20 protein-coding genes, 2 tRNA genes and 7 pseudogenes are annotated in these 16,090 nt (G+C 65.4%); 11 read left to right on the top strand and 18 right to left on the bottom strand.

Annotated elements, in window-relative coordinates:
* Window positions 1-31: 31 nt before the first annotated feature.
* The 3 genes from BJP62_RS17785 to BJP62_RS19130 form a co-directional block, all read right to left on the bottom strand.
* Window positions 32-508: a PaaI family thioesterase gene (locus tag BJP62_RS17785; RefSeq protein ID WP_205700932.1), complete on the bottom strand. Its 477-nt coding sequence runs from the start codon at window positions 506-508 to the stop codon at window positions 32-34.
* Entirely contained in the window at window positions 471-740 is a 270-nt protein-coding gene (locus BJP62_RS19140; RefSeq protein ID WP_236943719.1) for a DNA gyrase C-terminal beta-propeller domain-containing protein, read from the bottom strand. Before BJP62_RS19140 ends, BJP62_RS17785 begins: the two co-directional genes overlap by 38 nt.
* 111 nt (window positions 741-851) lie before the next feature.
* On the bottom strand, window positions 852-1,343 hold the full coding sequence (locus tag BJP62_RS19130; protein ID WP_236943632.1) for a DNA gyrase C-terminal beta-propeller domain-containing protein: 492 nt from the start codon (window positions 1,341-1,343) through the stop codon (window positions 852-854).
* 218 nt (window positions 1,344-1,561) lie between these two features.
* On the opposite strand from BJP62_RS19130, the gene BJP62_RS19125 reads away from it, so the two are divergent.
* Entirely contained in the window at window positions 1,562-1,903 is a 342-nt protein-coding gene (locus BJP62_RS19125; RefSeq protein WP_236943631.1) for a hypothetical protein, read from the top strand.
* Between the two features lie 216 nt (window positions 1,904-2,119).
* On the opposite strand, the gene BJP62_RS19165 is transcribed toward BJP62_RS19125, so the two are convergent.
* From BJP62_RS19165 to BJP62_RS19205, 3 genes and pseudogenes are all read right to left on the bottom strand, one after another.
* Complete coding sequence (locus tag BJP62_RS19165; RefSeq protein WP_250637341.1) at window positions 2,120-2,377, bottom strand: DNA gyrase subunit A; 258 nt, start codon at window positions 2,375-2,377, stop codon at window positions 2,120-2,122.
* Window positions 2,338-2,902, bottom strand: a pseudogene (locus BJP62_RS19120) (DNA gyrase subunit A). Before BJP62_RS19120 ends, BJP62_RS19165 begins: the two are co-directional and overlap by 40 nt.
* Window positions 2,903-2,922: 20 nt before the next feature.
* A complete protein-coding gene (locus tag BJP62_RS19205) occupies window positions 2,923-3,054 on the bottom strand; it encodes a hypothetical protein (RefSeq protein ID WP_257785849.1) in 132 nt (43 codons plus the stop codon).
* 741 nt (window positions 3,055-3,795) lie between these two features.
* Here BJP62_RS19205 and BJP62_RS19335 point away from each other — a divergent pair.
* The 7 genes and pseudogenes from BJP62_RS19335 to BJP62_RS19325 all read left to right on the top strand — a co-directional run bounded on the left by BJP62_RS19335 (window position 3,796) and on the right by BJP62_RS19325 (window position 8,822).
* Window positions 3,796-3,966, top strand: a complete 171-nt coding sequence (locus tag BJP62_RS19335) for an OmpA family protein (RefSeq protein ID WP_374749757.1) — start codon at window positions 3,796-3,798, stop codon at window positions 3,964-3,966.
* Window positions 3,967-4,107: 141 nt separating this feature from the next.
* A pseudogene (gene lolA / locus BJP62_RS19110) lies at window positions 4,108-4,546 on the top strand (outer membrane lipoprotein chaperone LolA); the annotation flags it as partial.
* A 140-nt stretch (window positions 4,547-4,686) separates the two neighbouring features.
* A pseudogene (locus BJP62_RS17770) lies at window positions 4,687-5,980 on the top strand (replication-associated recombination protein A).
* 41 nt (window positions 5,981-6,021) lie between these two features.
* Window positions 6,022-7,198: pseudogene (gene serS / locus BJP62_RS17765) on the top strand (serine--tRNA ligase); the annotation flags it as partial.
* A gap of 415 nt (window positions 7,199-7,613) precedes the next feature.
* Window positions 7,614-7,793 carry a hypothetical protein gene (locus tag BJP62_RS18770; protein WP_168163859.1) on the top strand — a complete coding sequence of 60 codons (180 nt, stop codon included), beginning with the start codon at window positions 7,614-7,616 and terminating at the stop codon, window positions 7,791-7,793.
* Window positions 7,793-8,253, top strand: a pseudogene (locus BJP62_RS19330) (SPFH domain-containing protein). Before BJP62_RS18770 ends, BJP62_RS19330 begins: the two are co-directional and overlap by 1 nt.
* Window positions 8,226-8,822 (top strand): SPFH domain-containing protein, encoded by a 597-nt coding sequence (locus BJP62_RS19325; RefSeq protein ID WP_374749726.1) that lies wholly within the window; start codon window positions 8,226-8,228, stop codon window positions 8,820-8,822. Before BJP62_RS19330 ends, BJP62_RS19325 begins: the two are co-directional and overlap by 28 nt.
* On the opposite strand, the gene BJP62_RS17750 is transcribed toward BJP62_RS19325, so the two are convergent.
* The 12 genes and pseudogenes from BJP62_RS17750 to BJP62_RS19315 form a co-directional block, all read right to left on the bottom strand.
* Window positions 8,732-9,580, bottom strand: coding sequence for a polysaccharide deacetylase family protein (locus BJP62_RS17750; protein WP_205700931.1), 849 nt, complete (start codon window positions 9,578-9,580; stop codon window positions 8,732-8,734). The two genes, BJP62_RS19325 and BJP62_RS17750, sit on opposite strands and share 91 nt — an antisense overlap.
* Before the next feature lie 130 nt (window positions 9,581-9,710).
* Window positions 9,711-9,929 carry a hypothetical protein gene (locus tag BJP62_RS17745; RefSeq protein WP_070532062.1) on the bottom strand — a complete coding sequence of 73 codons (219 nt, stop codon included), beginning with the start codon at window positions 9,927-9,929 and terminating at the stop codon, window positions 9,711-9,713.
* Window positions 9,930-10,087: 158 nt separating this feature from the next.
* Window positions 10,088-10,504 (bottom strand): ATPase, T2SS/T4P/T4SS family, encoded by a 417-nt coding sequence (locus BJP62_RS19265; protein WP_269466101.1) that lies wholly within the window; start codon window positions 10,502-10,504, stop codon window positions 10,088-10,090.
* Between the two features lie 58 nt (window positions 10,505-10,562).
* A pseudogene (locus BJP62_RS19260) lies at window positions 10,563-11,074 on the bottom strand (ATPase, T2SS/T4P/T4SS family); the annotation flags it as partial.
* A 373-nt stretch (window positions 11,075-11,447) separates the two neighbouring features.
* Window positions 11,448-11,726 carry a hypothetical protein gene (locus tag BJP62_RS17730; protein WP_145927247.1) on the bottom strand — a complete coding sequence of 93 codons (279 nt, stop codon included), beginning with the start codon at window positions 11,724-11,726 and terminating at the stop codon, window positions 11,448-11,450.
* Window positions 11,675-11,902: a hypothetical protein gene (locus tag BJP62_RS19155; RefSeq protein WP_168163858.1), complete on the bottom strand. Its 228-nt coding sequence runs from the start codon at window positions 11,900-11,902 to the stop codon at window positions 11,675-11,677. The genes BJP62_RS17730 and BJP62_RS19155 overlap by 52 nt, the downstream gene beginning before the upstream one ends.
* Before the next feature lie 49 nt (window positions 11,903-11,951).
* Window positions 11,952-12,215, bottom strand: coding sequence for a hypothetical protein (locus tag BJP62_RS19150; RefSeq protein ID WP_070532046.1), 264 nt, complete (start codon window positions 12,213-12,215; stop codon window positions 11,952-11,954).
* Between the two features lie 43 nt (window positions 12,216-12,258).
* A complete protein-coding gene (locus BJP62_RS17715; RefSeq protein ID WP_070532043.1) occupies window positions 12,259-12,489 on the bottom strand; it encodes a secretin N-terminal domain-containing protein in 231 nt (76 codons plus the stop codon).
* The gene (locus tag BJP62_RS17710) at window positions 12,486-12,842 is read right to left on the bottom strand and encodes a hypothetical protein (protein WP_070532041.1); all 357 of its coding nucleotides are present in this window, start codon (window positions 12,840-12,842) and stop codon (window positions 12,486-12,488) included. Before BJP62_RS17710 ends, BJP62_RS17715 begins: the two co-directional genes overlap by 4 nt.
* Window positions 12,843-12,912: 70 nt before the next feature.
* On the bottom strand, window positions 12,913-13,101 hold the full coding sequence (locus BJP62_RS17705) for a secretin N-terminal domain-containing protein (RefSeq protein WP_070532038.1): 189 nt from the start codon (window positions 13,099-13,101) through the stop codon (window positions 12,913-12,915).
* Between the two features lie 147 nt (window positions 13,102-13,248).
* Window positions 13,249-13,527, bottom strand: a complete 279-nt coding sequence (locus BJP62_RS19320) for a hypothetical protein (protein ID WP_374749756.1) — start codon at window positions 13,525-13,527, stop codon at window positions 13,249-13,251.
* A gap of 391 nt (window positions 13,528-13,918) precedes the next feature.
* Window positions 13,919-14,161: pseudogene (locus BJP62_RS19315) on the bottom strand (type II secretion system protein N); the annotation flags it as partial.
* Window positions 14,162-14,507: 346 nt separating this feature from the next.
* Here BJP62_RS19315 and BJP62_RS17695 point away from each other — a divergent pair.
* From BJP62_RS17695 to BJP62_RS17685, 3 genes are all read left to right on the top strand, one after another.
* A tRNA-Val gene (locus BJP62_RS17695) sits at window positions 14,508-14,583 on the top strand.
* 35 nt (window positions 14,584-14,618) lie between these two features.
* Window positions 14,619-14,695: transfer RNA gene (locus BJP62_RS17690), tRNA-Asp, on the top strand.
* A gap of 85 nt (window positions 14,696-14,780) precedes the next feature.
* Window positions 14,781-16,061 (top strand): PAS domain-containing protein, encoded by a 1,281-nt coding sequence (locus BJP62_RS17685; protein ID WP_070532032.1) that lies wholly within the window; start codon window positions 14,781-14,783, stop codon window positions 16,059-16,061.
* Window positions 16,062-16,090 lie beyond the last annotated feature (29 nt).

Raw genomic sequence — 16,090 nt, 5'->3', positions numbered from 1 at the left:
CTCAGGTCGGCGACAGTATCGATCCGGGACATCATGCCTCCTTCCCGGTGCCGCGCGCGAAGGTCGCTACCGCATAGGCAACCGGTTTGGCGATGTCGTCCTGGAAAGCCGTCGCCCGCGTGAACGCGATGTGTTCGGTCAGCCGGTAGCACTCGGCCGTGCAGAAAATCGGCGCGTCGGGTTTGGCCGGACGCAGGTAGTCGATGCGCAGGTCCAGCGTCGCGATCGCTCGGGCGCCGGCAGCAGCGTGAACAGCGACGTCCCGCTCGCGGTGTCGATCAGCGTCGTCACCGCGCCGCCGTGGACGACGCGGGTTTCCGGATTGCCGATCAGCGCCTCCTGGAACGGCAGCTCGAGCGTCACCTTGCCTGCTTCCGATGCAACGTGCCTGGCCGAGCGTCCTGCATTGCGGCAGACCCTCGAACCAGGCCATGACCTGCGGAAAGTAGGACGGGACCGCTCGCGCTGCATCAGGCATCGGTTTGCTCCACGGCACCGGCGGCTTCATCGTCGCCTTCGTCGTCATCGGAATCGGGCTCGCAGACCTTCTCCAGCCCCGACAGCATTTCGCCTTCGTCGAGGTTGATCAGCCGCACGCCCTGCGCCGCTCGGCCGGTTTCACGGATCTGGGCGGCCTTGGTGCGGATCAGCACGCCACCGGTCGTGATCATCACGTCGTCGGTTTCTTCTACCAGACTGGCCGCAACCAGCTTGAACCCGGTCTTCTCGGTCAGATCCATCGCAATCCGCCCGCGGCTGGTCAGACGGAAATCGCCGACCGGGGTCCGCTTAACCGCCATCGCTGGCGGTCAGCACCATCTGGGCATCCGAGCTCGCGACCAGCAGCGAAATCAGCTTCTGCCCTTCGCCAGCTTCATGCCGCGCACGCCCTTGGAGTTGCGCCCCATCGGCCGTACCTTGGCCTGGCTGAAGCGCACCGACTTGCCGGCGTCGGAGAACAGCATCACCTGATCGCCATCGACGGCCTGATCCTCGTCGCCGTTCTCGTCGTCGGGCAGCGCCTCGTCATCGCTCGCCGCATCGTCGTCAAGCACCGCGCCAGCGGCGCCACGCGTCAGCGCCACGCCGACGAGGTAATTGCCCTCGTCGAGATTGATCGCAATGATGCCGGCGGTCCGTGGACGGGAGAAATCGGTCAGCGGCGTTTTCTTCACCGTACCGTCGGCCGTCGCCATGAAGATGTACTGGTCTTCGCTGAACTCCTTGACCGGCAGCACCGCGTTGATCTTTTCGCCCTCTTCCAGCGGCAGCAGATTGACGATCGGCTTGCCGCGACTGGTCCGGCCGCCCTGCGGCAGCGTGTAGACCTTGAGCCAGTACACCGGCCGCGCGAGCTGAAGCACAGGATGTAATCGTGGGTATTGGCGACGACAGCTGGTCGATGAAGTCGTCTTCCTTCGTCGCCGCCGCCTGCTTGCCGCGGCCGCCGCGCTTCTGCGCACGGTACTCGTCGGTCGGCGTCGCCTTCATGTAGCCGCCGTGCGTCAGCGTGACGACCATGTCCTGCGGCGTGATCAGGTCTTCGAGGCAGGTCTTCGCCGTGAGCGATGATCTCGGACTTGCGCGCATCGCCGAAGGCCGCCTTCACCTCGTTCATTTCGTCGGCGATGATCTGCGTGACGCGCTCCGGCCGGGCAAGGATATCGAGCAGATCGAGGATCTTCTCCATGATGTCCCTGTACTCGCGACGATCTTGTCCTGCTCGAGGCCGGTCACCGCCTCGGAGACGATAACCGTCGTCGCTCAGGCCGCAGGCCGCGAGCCCGTCCGGACGCGATGCGCTGGCGTCGGCACGCGCAAGCATTTCCTCGACCAGCGACGAGCGCCAGGTCCGCCCCATCAGGCCGATCTTGGCTTCGGCCGGCGTCGGCGCGGCCTTTGATCAGCGCGATGATCTCGTCGACGTTCGACAGCGCCACCGCCAGACCTTCGAGAATGTGGCCGCGCGCGCCTTGCGCAACTCGAACACGGTACGGCGCGTGACCACTTCGCGGCCTTGAGGAAGCACTCGAGCACTGCTTGAGGTTCAGGAGCCGCGGCTGGCCGTCGACCAGCGCGACCATATTGATGCCGAAGCTGTCCTGCAGCTGGGTGTTGTTCAGCACACGACTTCGCCGCGCTTGAGCTCGATCACTACGCGCATGCCCGACTTGTCGGACTCGTCGCGAATTTCGCTGATACCCTCGATCGACTTCTCGCGCACCAGATCGCCGATGCGCTCGAGCAGCCGCGCCTTGTTCACCTGGTACGGCAGTTCGTCGACGATGATCGCCTGCTTGTCGCGCGACACGTCCTCGAAGTGCGTGCGCGCACGCATCACCACCCGGCCGCGGCCGGTGCGGTAGCCCTCGCGCACGCCGTGGATGCCGTAAATGATGCCCGCGGTCGGGAAATCCGGGCGGGAATGATGTCGATCAGTTCGTCGATCGTCATCTCCGCATTGGCCAGCAGCGCCAGCGCCGCATCGACCACTTCATTCAGATTGTGCGGCGGGATATTGGTCGCCATGCCGACGGCGATACCGACCATTGATCAGCAGGTTCGGAATCCGCGTCGGCAGGACCGTCGGCTCGAGTTCTTCTCGTCGTAGTTCGGCGTGAAGTCGACGGTTTCCTTGTCGATATCGGCCAGCAGTTCGCTGGAGATCTTTTTCCAGCCGGCACTCGGTATACCGGTAGGCTGCGGCGTTGTCGCCGTCGATCGAGCCGAAGTTGCCCTGGCCGTCGATCAGCGTGTAGCGCAGGGAAAAATCCTGCGCCATCCGGACCAGCGCCTCGTAGGCGGCCGAGTCACCGTGCGGGTGGTATTTACCCAACACGTCGCCGATGACGCGCGCGCACTTCACATAGGCGCGATTCCACACATTGTTGCTTTCATGCATCGCAAAAAGGATGCGCCGATTCAGGCCGTCGCGGCCATCGGGTAGCGCACGCCCCACACGACGCTCATTGCGTAATCGAGGTAGGAGCGGCGCATCTCCTCTTCAAGGCTGACGGGTATCGTTTCTTTTGCGAAGCTAGGCTGTTCGGACATCTTCCAGGTCTATCGCTGGGCGCTGAAAGCGCGAGGAAAGAGAAAAACTTGATACGGCTGCAACGGTAAAAGGGAATACCGCTACGCAAAACCGCGTCGGGCCAGTGTAACATGGCGGTTCGCGCGCTCCAATTTCGTTGCCGTCGCAACAAAAATTCACGCGCATTTCATTTGCCGCCCGCATCTACCCGACATTAGAATGGCGGGGTTTTGGAAAAATAATGCCTTGACGCAGGGCTGTTGTCAGGTATATCCAGAAACAACAAGCTTGGTTGGTTTTAACACCATATCCAAATTTACCAGGAGAAAAACTATGCTGTCGCTCAAGCAACCCATGATGTCCCTTGCTGTCGTTTCGGCTCTGAGCATGGGTTCGGCCTTCGCCGCCACCGCTTACAGCACCAACGGCACCAATGTGTCGCCGACCAACGTTGAAGGCGTGGTGAAGAACTCGATCGGCGAATGCTGGCGCACTGGCACTTGGAGCAAAGAGCAAGCGACCGTGGAAGGCTGCGACGGCTACGTGAAGCCGCAAGCAGTTGCTGCTACCCCGGCTCCGGTCGCCCCGGCTCCGGCCCCGGTCGTCAAGAGCAAGACCTTCAGCCTGCAAGCTGACGTGCTGTTCGACTTCAACAAGGCCAGCCTGAAGCCGGCCGGCAAGGACGCGCTCGACAAGCTGTACGCCGACGTCGTCAACTTCGATCCGAAGGCGAAGCCGTTGTCGTTGGCTACACCGACCGCATCGGTTCGGACAAGTACAACAACGCGCTGTCGCAACGTCGCGCCCAGTCGGTCGTCGACTACCTCGTCGGCAAGGGTGCCCCGGCCGACAAGATCCGCGCCGAAGGCCGCGGCAAGGCTGACCCGGTGACCGGCGATACTTGCACAAGATCAAGGCTCGCAAGCAGCTGATCGAATGCCTGGCTCCGGATCGTCGCGTCGAGATCGAAGTCAAGGGCGTGAAGTCGTTGTTCCGGCAACCAAGTAATTCCGGTTTCCCCGAAGCCCCGCCCTTGGCGGGGCTTTTTCATTTTTCAGCTTCACGGAGCAAGCATGAAGATCGTCCGATGGCTCCCCTCCCTGATCCTGAGCTGCTCGGCGCTGGCCCACGCCGACGGCGTGAGCGACCTCAAGCGCTTCCTGTCGTCGACGGCCGGCGTGCAGGGTCAGTTCAACCAGGTCGTGTCCGGCAAGCCCGGCAGCCCCACCCAGATCAGCAATGGCGATTTTGCGATCCAGCGCCCCGGCAAATTCCGCTGGAACTACCGCAAGCCGTCGTCGGCGACGGCAAGCGGGTCTGGCTCTACGACCCGGAACTGCGTCAGGCAACGTCCAAACAGCTCTCGGCGGCGCTCGAAGCAGCCCTGCGGCGCTGCTCGCCGGCGACAATGCGCTCGACAAGACCTACACCCGCAACCTCGCCAATCGCGACGGACTGTCGTGGGTTGAGGCCGTTCCCAAGAGCAAGGAATCGACCTTCGACAGCATCCGTCTCGGCCTGAAGAACGCCCAGGTCGTGGCGATGGAACTACAGGATCACTTCGGCCAGACCCAAGGTGACGTTCAGCGGCCTGACGCAGAACCCGAAGCAGTCGGCCGACCTGTTCCGCTTCACCCCGCCGAAGGACGTCGATGTCGTCGAGGAATGACCTCTTCGCCGGCGAGCGCAACGAGCACGAGCCGCTGGCCGAGAAACTGCGCCCCAGGGTGCTGGCCGACGTCATCGGCCAGCCGCAGCTGCTGGCGCCCGGCAAACCGCTGGCGCTGGCCGTCGCGTCGGGCCAGCCGCATTCGATGATCTTCTGGGGACCGCCGGCGTCGGCAAGACCACGCTGGCGCGGCTGATGGCCGGCGCATTCCCCTTCTGTTTTTTCCGGCGTCAAGGACATCCGCGCCGCGATGGAACAGGCCGAGCACTACCGCGCCGGCCGGCGCACCATCCTGTTCGTCGACGAGGTCCATCGCTTCAACAAGTCGCAGCAGGACGCTTTCCTCCCCTTCGTCGAATCGGGTCTCGTCACCTTCATCGGCGCAACGACCGAAAACCCGTCGTTCGAAGTCAACGCCGCGCTGTTGTCGCGCGCACAGGTCTACGTGCTCAAGGCACTGGAAGAAGACGCGCTGGCCGAACTGGTCACCCGGGCGCACACGCAGTGTTACCCGGCACTGGATTTCCCGACGCGATCGCCTTGCTGACCAGCTACGCCGACGGCGACGCCCGCCGGCTGCTCAATCTCGTCGAACAGGCCGCCAATGCCGCGGGTGCGCAAGGTCGCACACGGCTCGATGCGGCCTTCCTGCAGGACGCACTGACGCTGAACAACCGTCGCTTCGACGCGGCGACGCGTTCTACGACCAGATTTCCGCACTGCACAAATCGGTCCGCGGCTCGAATGCCGACGGCGCGCTTTACTGGTTCTGCCGGATGCTCGACGGTGGCGCCGACCGCGCTATCTGGCGCGGCGCATCGTCCGGATGGCCTGGGAAGACATCGGCCTGGCCGACCCGCGCGCAATGACGATCTGCAACGATGCCGTCGAGACCTTCGAGCGCCTCGGCAGCCCCGAAGGCGAACTGGCGCTGGCGCAGGCGGTGATCTATCTCGCGGCCCACCCAACGCCGGTTACAACTACAACGCCGCCCGCGCACTCGTTGCCGGCGACAAGTCGCGCCCGGTGCCCGAGCACTTGCGCAACGCGCCGACCAGACTGATGAAGGAGCTCGGCTACGGCAAGCTGTACCGTTACGCGCACGGAAGCCTATGCCGCCGGCGAGACCTATCTGCCCGACGGGCTCGAGGGCACCCGCCTCTACCTGCCGACACCGCGGACTCGAAGGCAAGATTGCCGAAAAACTGCGCCATCTTGCCGAGCTCGACGCCGCATGGCGGGTCGCAGCACGGAAAGTCCTAGGGTGCTTCGAATGACGACCAACCGCACCAACCGATAAACGACAAGAATCCAGCCCATGCTCGATATCAATCTGCTTCGCAACGACCTCGACGGCGTTGTCGCCCGCCTCGCCGCCCGCGGCTTCGCCTTCGACGGCGCCACCTTTGCCGCGCTCGAAGCCGAACGCAAGACGCTGCAAACCGCCACGCAGGAACTGCAGGCCAGGCGCAACAGCGTGTCCAAGCAGATCGGCATCGCCAAGTCCAAGGGCGAAGACGTCGCGACCATCCTGGCCGAAGTCGAAAACTCAAGGGCGAGCTGGCGCGAACGAATCGGCCCTTTCGGCTTTGCAAGGCCGGCCTGCTTGATGCTGCCGAACCTGCCGCACGAATCGGTGCCGGCCGGTGACGACGAAAGCGGCAATGTCGAAGTCCGCCGCTGGGGCACGCCGCGCGCCTTCGATTTCGACGTCCGCGATCATGTCGACGTCGGCGCGCCGCACGGGCTCGATTTCGAGACCGGTGCCAAATTGTCGGGCTCGCGCTTCACGCTGCTGCGCGGCCAGATCGCCCGGCTGCACCGCGCACTGGCGCAGTTCATGCTCAACACCCAGACCGAAGAGCACGGCTATACCGAGGCGTACACGCCGTACATCGTCAATCCGGAAGTGCTGTACGGCACCGGCCAGTTGCCGAAGTTTGCCCGACATGTTCCGGTCGAGCGCGGCGGTACCGACGGCCAGACGCAGTACCTGATCTCGACGTCGGAAATCTCGCTGACCAACACCGTCCGCGACACCATCCTCAAGGCCGAGGAACTGCCGGTCAAGCTGACCGCGCATTCGCCGTGCTTCCGCTCCGAAGCCGGTGCGGCCGGCCGCGACACGCGCGGGCTGATCCGCCAGCACCAGTTCGACAAGGTCGAGATGGTGCAGATCACCGCGCCGGAACAGTCGTACGCCGCGCTGGAGCAGATGGTCGGCCACGCCGAAGCGATCCTGCAGAAGCTCGAGCTGCCCTACCGCGTCGTCGCGCTGTGTACCGGCGACATGGGTTTCTCGGCCGCCAAGACCTACGACTCGAAGTCTGGCTGCCGGCGCAGAACACCTACCGCGAAATCTCGAGCTGCTCCAACTGCGAGTCCCAGGCCCCCAGGCCCGCTTCAAGAACGACGCCGGCAAGAACGAACTCGTGCACACGCTGAACGGCTCGGGCCTCGCGGTCGGCCGCACCCTGGTCGCGGTGCTGGAGAACTAGAATGCCGACGGTCACGATTCCGACCGTCCTGCGGCCCTATGGGCGGCCTAGCCGCATCGGCGGCTGACGAAACGGCGACCCAAGGTCGCCGTTTTCGCATCCGCCGCCGCCGGCACACTATGCCCGGCTCTCGTGGATGCGGCATGATCGGGAACTTGCCGAGCTTTTTTTAATCTGACTTGATCATGACTCCCACTACCATTTGGCTCATCGCTGCGCCGTGCTGGTCGGACTGGAAATGTTCAGCGGCACTTTCTATCTGCTGGCCATTGCTGCCGGCATGCTCGCCGGTCGATCACCGCGGCGCTCTCGCGTCGCTGGCGGTGCAAATCGGCACCCGTCGCCAGCCTGGTCGCGCTCGCCGGGTTGCGGCGGTGGAAACGCCGGGCCCAGCCGAGGCACGACAACAGCAATGCGCTCGATCTCGGCGGCCTTGTCACGATCGAGCGCTGGATCGACGCCAGCCACGCCAGGGTCCGCTGGCGCAGACTGGGACGCCGAATTTGCCGAACCCGCCGACCGGGCCCGGTTCTACATCGTCGGGCAGCGTGGCAACACGCTGCTGCTCGACACCTCGCCTCCCCAACCTTGATGGAGTCATCCATGTCGCTGCAGTTCATCGTCGCGTTTGCGGTCATCGTCGTCATATTCATTGCCAAGACGCTGAAAATCGTCCCGCAGCAGCAGGCGTGGGTCCGTGAGCGGCTTGGCCGTTTTCACGACGTACTCGAGCCGGGCCTGCGCATCGTGGTCCCCTTCATCGATCGCGTCGCGTACAAGCACAACCCCCCTTGCCAGCCCGCGACAACACCCAGTTACAGGTCGATGGCATCCTCTACTTTCAGGTTCGCGATCCGAAACTGGCCTCCTACGGCGCCAGCGACTACATACTCGCGATCACGCAACTGGCGCAAACGACGCTGCGCTCGGTGATCGGCAAGCTCGAACTCGACCGCACCTTCGAGGAACGCGGACCGCGCGGTCGTGCTCGCTCGACGAAGCCGCGGCCAACTGGGGCGTCAAGGTGCTGCGCTACGAAATCAAGGACCTGACACCACCGCAGGAAATCCTCCACGCGATGCAGAAGCAGATCACCGCCGAACGGGAAAAGCGCGCGCTGATCGCCCAGTCCGAAGGCGTCAAGCAGCAGCAGATCAACCTCGCCAGCGGCCAGCGCGAAGCGGCGATCCAGTCGCGGCGAGAAGCAGGCGGCGATCAACCGCGCGACCGGCGAAGCACAGGCGATCCGGCTGGCCAGCGCAACGGCCGAAGCGGTCGAAACCGTCGGCAAGTCGATCGAAACCGGCGGGGCATCGAAGCGGTCAACCTCAAGGTTGCCGAGCGCTACATCGATGCGTTCGGCAAGATCGCCAAGGCAACACGCTGCTGCAGCTCAGCGACGTTGCCGTGTCGTCGCCACGGCAATGAACATCGTCAAGGCGAGCAAGTAGTTCCCACAAAAACGCCGGCTCAGCCGGCGTTTTTGTTTGGGCCACTACCTACAAGAATTCGGGCCCCTGGACCGCCAGCTCACCGCTCCGCCCCGGGATTTCGGCCATCCGCACCTCGTGATACGGCAGCTGGCTCAGATCGAGCGCGGCACAGTGCTCGCCAAGGCTGACGAACTGGTAGCCCTGCTCCCGCCAGCCTGCGCAAGCGCTCGAACACCGGCAGAAGCTTCATGCCCTCGAGCTCGGCGTGCAGCGTGTAGACGTGGCCGTATGGCGTTTCGGCAAGGGTCAGGCCGAGCAGGTGCTCGTGGACGTTGTCCGGGGTCAGGCCGCCGATGCCGATCAGCTCGTCGAGCGTCGGCAAGGTCGTCGGCAATTGCGGTACCCGCACCGGTTCGCCCCTGACCATGGGCCAGAACGGATGCGTGCCGCGCCCGTCGGACGCGTAGCGCATGCCAAGCCGCTGCTCGAGCCGGTACGCATGCGCGTTCATCTGCCAGCCGGCGGCGCCGTGGGTTTGCGGCGGCTCGCCGAAGATTTCGACATAGCGCTCGATAGCGGCGTCGAACTCGGCCGCGGTCCACTCCTCGTCGGCCAGCACAACGCCGTCCTCATGGTCCCAGGTATGCACGCCGCTCTCGAAGCCGGCGGCGACGACTTCGCGCATCAGCGGCGCGCAGCGCTTGCCGATGTCGGGCCCCGGCAGCAGGGTGCCGTAGAGCAGCGTCCTGATCCCGTAATGCTCGCGCACCGAGGTACGCGACACCTTTTTCATGAAGCCGGGGCGGAACACCCGCTTGATCGCCCGGCCGGTATGGTCCGGCCCGAGGCTCCACAGGAAGGTTGCGTTGGCGTTGAAGCGTTGCAACAGGTCGACCCCGGGCACGCCCGTGCCGTCGATGTCGATCTTGAGCGTAAGAAGCCGCATGGTGTCATGGCACCGCGGCGTGCAGTGGAGTGCGCCCGGCGACGCTTCGCAGCGGCCCGGTGCAGATTGCCTGGGGAGAACGGTTCCGGTTGCCGGCGGGGTGCCGGCGAACGATCGGCGCAGTAGTTTACTACGGTCTGACCGCCGGGTTGCCGCAATCGTGAACGGCCGTCGTCCGTGCGGTCGGCGTGCGCGCGATCACCTGATTTTTCCTTGCCAGGCCCAGTTCGTACTCGGCGTCGACGGCGTGGCAGCGCACGACCCTGGCACGGGCCGACAGCGGGTTGGTCCGCCCGCCCTGCGGCGGTGGCAGCACGCAGACCTCGATGACCTCGCCGGCCTGCGGCACGAAGGACGTTCTTACCGTCAGCCCGCCGACGGTCGGCGCAGATGCCGTAATGCGTCTCGCCGTCGCCGCCGCGCATCCTGACCTTGCACCCCAAGGGCACGCGCAATGCGCCACGCGCATCCGGTGCCGGCAATCCATGCCCCATGTCGCCTCCTTCATCAGTGTTCGCGCGTCACCCGCCAGACCTCTTCGAGGCTGGTCCGGCCGTCCCGCGCCAGCCGCTCGCCGTCCTGGCGCGTCAGCATGCCTGCTGCAGCGCATGCTGCTTGATGGTCTGTTCGTTGCCGTGACGATGGATCAGCCCGCGTTCGTCGACCAGCAGCATCTCGTACACACCAGAGCGCCGCGGTAGCCGCTGCCTGCCGCCGGCCGGCCGGTGCGCACTGGCGCCATCCCCCCGAACGCTCGGCCTCGTCTGCAGCATAGGCAGTCCGGCAGTCCGGGCACAATGTGCGTGCCAGCCGTTGCGCCAGCACGCCGAGCAGCGAGCTCGCCAGCAGGAAGGGCTCGATGCCCATGTCGGTCAGCCGTGTCACCGCGCTGGCGGCATCGTTGGTATGCAGCGTCGCCAGCATGATGACCGGTCAGCGACGCCTGCACGGCGATCTGCGCGGTTTCGAGATCGCGGATTTCGCCGATCATGATCACGTCCGGATCCTGGCGCAGGCGCGCAGCGCCCGGGCAAAGCTCATGTCGATCTTGGGGTTGATCTGCGTCTGGCCGACGCCGTCGAGGTCGTATTCGATCGGGTCCTCGACGGTCATGATGTTGGCGGTCTTCGCGTCCATCTGCGACAGCGCCGCATACAGCGTCGTCGTCTTGCCCGAGCGGTCGGCCCGGTGACGAGAACGATGCCGTGCGGCTGCTTCAGCAGATCCTGCAGTTGCTCGAGCGCGTCCGCCATGCCGAGCCTGGCCAGATTCAGCCGCCCGGCCGACTTGTCGAGCAGCGCAGCACCGCGCGTTCGCCGTGTCCCGACGGCAGGGTCGAAACACGGACGTCGACCGGCCGGCCGGCGATGCGCAGCCCCCGTCCTGGGGCAGCCGTTTTTCGGCGATGTCGAGCCCGGCCATGACCTTGATCCGCCGCAGCGCGCGCTTGGGTTCGAGCACGTCGCGCAGCGCGCCGTCGACGCGAAAGCGCACCAGCGAGCGCGTTTCGAACGCCTCGAGGTGCAGGTCGGGCCCCCGCGCGCAGCGCCTCGGTCAGCAGCGCATTGATCAGCCGGATGATCGGCGCATCGTCCTGCGCATCGAGCAGGTCTTCGATCTCGGGCAGCGCCTGCACCAGCCTTGAGAGGTCGACCTGCTGCTCGACGTCGTCGGCCACGCTCGCTCGCTGGCTTGCTGAACAGCTGCGCGCTGCTCGTACTCGGCCGGATCGACGAGTTCGACGTCGAGCGGCCTGCCGGCGCGCGCGCTCGTTCAGCGCCGCCAGCGACGCGCCGCGGCGCATCAGCACCTGCACGCTGGCGTTGTCCGCCAAGGTCGACCGCGCAATGGAACGGTACCAGACGGCTCATGGCTGTCCCGGTTCGGCCCCGGCGGCCGGCCTGGCCGGATCGACCGCCTCAGCCGGCTTGGCCGCCGGCAAGGCCGGCAATCCGACCTTGGGCAGGTCGGGCAGGAAGGGATTGCTGTCGAAGCCGAACTTGGCCTGCTCGTTGCGCAGGTACTGGTAGCGGTCGGTCGACAGCGTATTGCTGGCCGCACCGTCGCGCAGGATCACCGGGCGCAGGAAGATCATCAGGTTGACCTTGCCCCAGTTGCGGCTCTGGTACTTGAACAGGTTGCCCAACCCGGCACGTCGCCGAGCATCGGCACCTTGTTGACCGCGTTGTCGAGCTGGTCCTGGATCAGCCCGCCGAGCACGACGACCTGGCCGTCGTCGACGAGCACCTTGGATTCGAGCGCGCGCTTCTTGGTCGCGATGCCGGTCCCGCCGGTGTTGACGGTCTTGTCGATCGTCGACACCTCCTGGTACACCGACAGCGTGATGCTGCCGCCTCGGACACCTGCGGCTTCACGCGCAGCGAAATGCCGATGTCCTGCGCTCGACCGTCGTGAACGGGTTCGGGTTGCTGCCGGTCGACGACTGCGTACCGGTGATGATCGGGATGTTCTGGCCGACCATGATCCGCGCTTCCTCGTTGTCGAGCGTGATCAGGTTCGGCGTCGACAGGATGTTGGCGTCGCCGGTGTTCTGCAGCGCGCTGGCAAGCACGCCGAGCGTCGGCGTCTTGCCACCCTCCTTGAACGGGTTGCCGTTGACCACGCCGACGGTCAAGCCGGTCGGAATCGCGTTCGGTCCTTGTTGACGATGCCGCTGATCAGGCTGCCGATGCTATTCGACAGCAGCCCGAGCGCGCTGCGCCGGACACATTGTCGCCGCCGCCACCGAGCAGCCATTGCACGCCGAACTCGCCGACCTTGGATGCGTTGACCTCGGCGATCATCGCCTCGACATAGACCTGCGCGCGGCGCACGTCGAGCTTGTCGATCACCGAACGCAGGTTGTTGTAGACGTTGTCCGGCGCGGTGATGATCAGCGAATTGGTCATCGGGTCGCCTGTAGCAGCACCGTCGTGCGCCGATCTGCACCTGGCGGCCGAGCCGCCGCCGGCGCCGACGGGGTGCTGCTCGGCGGCAGCGACAGACCGCCGTTCGAACTGCTCGTCGTCAGCGACGCCGTACTGCTGCTACCCGTCTGCGTGCCGCCACTGTCCTGACCGGTGAGCACGCCCTTGAGCGTCGCGGCGAGCTTCACCGCTTCGGCATTGCGCAGATAGACGACATGGATGTTGCCGCCAGCCGCACCGGGCTGGTCGAGCGTTTCGACCAGACGGCGAATCTGCTGTGCATGGACGGCGTTCTCGCTGCGCACCAGCAGGGTATTGCTGCGCACGTCCGGCACGACGCTGCTGCGTCGCGCCCCGTCGAGCGGCGCAGCGCCGGGGATCGCGCCCTGCGCATTGAGCTCGGCATCAGTCTGGAAAGCGTCTGCGAAACGTCGACGGCGACGCGTACTTGAGCTGGATCGGGTAGATGTCCGACTGCGTCGGCTGGTCGATGCTCTGGATGATCCGGTTGAGCCGGCGGATGTTGTCGGCGTAATCGGTGATCACCAGCGTGTTGGTCGGCGCGTAGACCGAGATCGCGTTGTTGGCCGACACCAGCGGCCGCAATATCGGCAGGATCTGGTTCGCCGACTCGAACTGAGCGGATAGACCTGGGTCACGATCCTGTGCCGGCGGCGCGCAGCTCGCGGCTCTCGGTCGGCCCGCCGCTCGTCTTGGCGTCGCCCTCGGGCATCACCTTGATCAGCTTGCCCGACTCGACCGCGGTAAAGCCCTGCTGGCGCAGCGCCGACAGCAGCACGGGTAGACCGACGCCTTGTCGATCGGCTGCGACGAAACGATATTGATCGTCCCTTTCACGCGCGGGTCGATCAGGAAGTTCTTGCCGGTGATCAGCCCGACCGCCTTGACGGTCGATTCGATGTCGGCGTTGACGAAGTTGAGCGTCACCTTGTCGTCGGCGGCAAAGGCCTGCGTCGCCAGAAGGCCGGCGAACAGGACATGACGGGACGCGCGAAACATGGATTTCATCGTGGTATTCAGGGTTGGATTTGGTACTGCAGCGTGGTCGGTACACCGCCACGCAACACCGAAAGTCTGATCTGTGCTGCTGGCTGAACGCAGTAAACAGCAGCGACATGTCGGCCGGCTGCGCCAGATTCTGGCCGTTCACCGACTTGAGCACGTCGCCGGCCTGCAGTTGCAGCGACCTGGCCAGCGGCTGTTGCGCCGGATCGTTGACCAGAATGCCGCCGCCGGGCGCAGGCGCCAGTCCCCTGGCCCAGTCGGCGATATTGCCGGCCTGCATCGTTGCCGCGAGCTGGCCGCGGTAGAGCGTTTGCGCCGCGGGCTCGGCCGCCGCCGGTAGGCCCGGCGCTGCAGCGCTGGCATCGCGGCCGTCGAGCATCAGCACTTCACGGCGGCCGTTGCGTTCGAGTTCGACCCGGTCGCGCGCCACCTGCACCAGACGGACTCCGGGCTGCAAATCGTCGCCGACGCGCAACGCGACCGCACTGGCCTCGAGCCCGGTGAACACCGCCGCACTGCTGCGCGCATCGCCGGCCACCACGGCAATCAGCCTGGCCGACAGGCTGCTCGTTGCAGCCGTCGCCTCGCCCGCGCCGAACCACGACGGCGCGCCCGTCCAGACCTGCACACCGGCTGCCGGCGCCGACAACGGCGGCACCAGCCGGGGCCGGCATGGCGCGGCGCGAACAGTTGCCAGAAAACCCCTGCCGCCACCCAGGCGATGACGAGTACCAGGGCGATCTCCAGCACCGGGCGCACGCCGGCCAGCCCGGGCAACTTGGACTTCAGCGCAAGACCCTTGAACACTTGTCTTTTCCGAACATTACAGAACTGTGAAAAATTGTCTTCGTTTTATACTCCAAGCAGGTTACAGCCGCTACCGCCGTCCGTTTTTGCCGTTCAACTGCACTATTTTGAAAAACGTGTTGACGACCAGAAGTTCACATGCTTAAATGCGCTCCTCGTTTGACGACGGGTGATTAGCTCAGTTGGTAGAGCGTCTGCCTTACACGCAGAATGTCGGCGGTTCGACCCCGTCATCACCCACCAGTCATCCGGAATACCGGATGTAACGAGACCGCTGCGGAGCGGTAGTTCAGTTGGTTAGAATACCGGCCTGTCACGCCGGGGGTCGCGGGTTCGAGTCCCGTCCGCTCCGCCAAGACACTCGCAAAAAGCCAGCGCAAGCTGGCTTTTTGCATTTCCGTCACGGTGTTGCAATGCCGTCACCGCGGCGGAAACGTCTGATGGTCAAGCCGCCGGGCGACCGATACACTCGGATCGTCTTCGACCCTCACGGACAGGCGCCCGACCCGGCATGCGCTCCCTGCCCTCCCCGTTTCATCGCGGCCGCGGCCGGCATTGCCATCCTGCTGGCGCTGAGCCACGTGCTGGCCGTCTCGTCGATCACGCTGCTGCTGTTGCAGCTCGGCATCGTTACGTGTGCGCTGGTACTGCTTGCCGGCACACGGCGCAAAACCGGCGCCGTGCCGGCACCGGATTTCGCCGACCTGCCGGCCTGCCTGCCCGACCTCGTCTGGCAGGTCGACTACGCGACCCGCGTGGCGCTCTCGCTCAATACCAACCAGTGCGCGCAGCACCCGCTGCCCGGCAACGGCAACAACCGCATCTCCTCGCTGTTTCCGGCCCGGATCGCCCGGCAGTACCTCGAGGCGCTGATCGCCGTCCAGAGCAGCAACAAGCCGCAGCAGTTCGAATACCGGATCGGCAACGAGGAGCGCAATGCGCGCAGCTTCGAAGTGCGGCTGATGCCGCGCAGCGCGCGCGAATGCATCGCGCTGATCCGCGACGTCACGGCGGTCCGCGACACCGAGGAAGCGCTGTTCCAGCAACAGCTGTTCGTCAACCAGATCATCGACGTCAGCCCCAACCTGATCTTCGTGCGCGACCGGCACGGGCGCTTCCTGCTCGTCAACCGCGCAACGCAGACGACCCTTGGCCACGACCTGCTCGTCCAGTCGCACATGGGGCTCGAGGACGATGCACTGCCGTTTGCGACCGGCGACGCCGAAGTACTCGAACACGGCCAGACGATCCGTCTCGTCGATCACTGGACGCCGCCGAGCGGCCGCACCCACTGGTTCGACATCACCAAGCAGCCGCTGGTGCGCGACGGCGAGGTCTACGTCCTGTCGATCGCCATCGACATCAGCCACGTCAAGGCCGCCGAGGCCGCGCTGGCGCTGACCGACCCGCTCGGCGGCGACATTGCCGATGCGCTGCCTTGCGCCTTCCTGCTGGTCCGCGAGGGCCAGATCGAATTTGCCAACCTGCGCGCCTGCGAGCTGCTGAACACGCCGCCGGTCGGCCTGCTCGGCCGCCCCCTGGCCGCAGTCGCGGGCGCCGACCTGCTGCCGCCGGACGGGCAGGCTCAGTGCAGCACCCGCTTCACCGTCGGCGAACAGACGCTGCTGGGCGAAGCCCGTGCGATCACCTGCGTCGAGCAGCGCACAACACTGGTCGTTCTGCACACGGCCGGCGCCGCCGGGACGGCCGGCACGGCGTGATAAACTGCGCGGTTACCTCAAATACGCCG

This window comes from Jeongeupia sp. USM3, from assembly GCF_001808185.1.
GTDB lineage: Bacteria > Pseudomonadota > Gammaproteobacteria > Burkholderiales > Chitinibacteraceae > Jeongeupia.
This window is presented reverse-complemented; position numbering and strand designations above follow the sequence as displayed.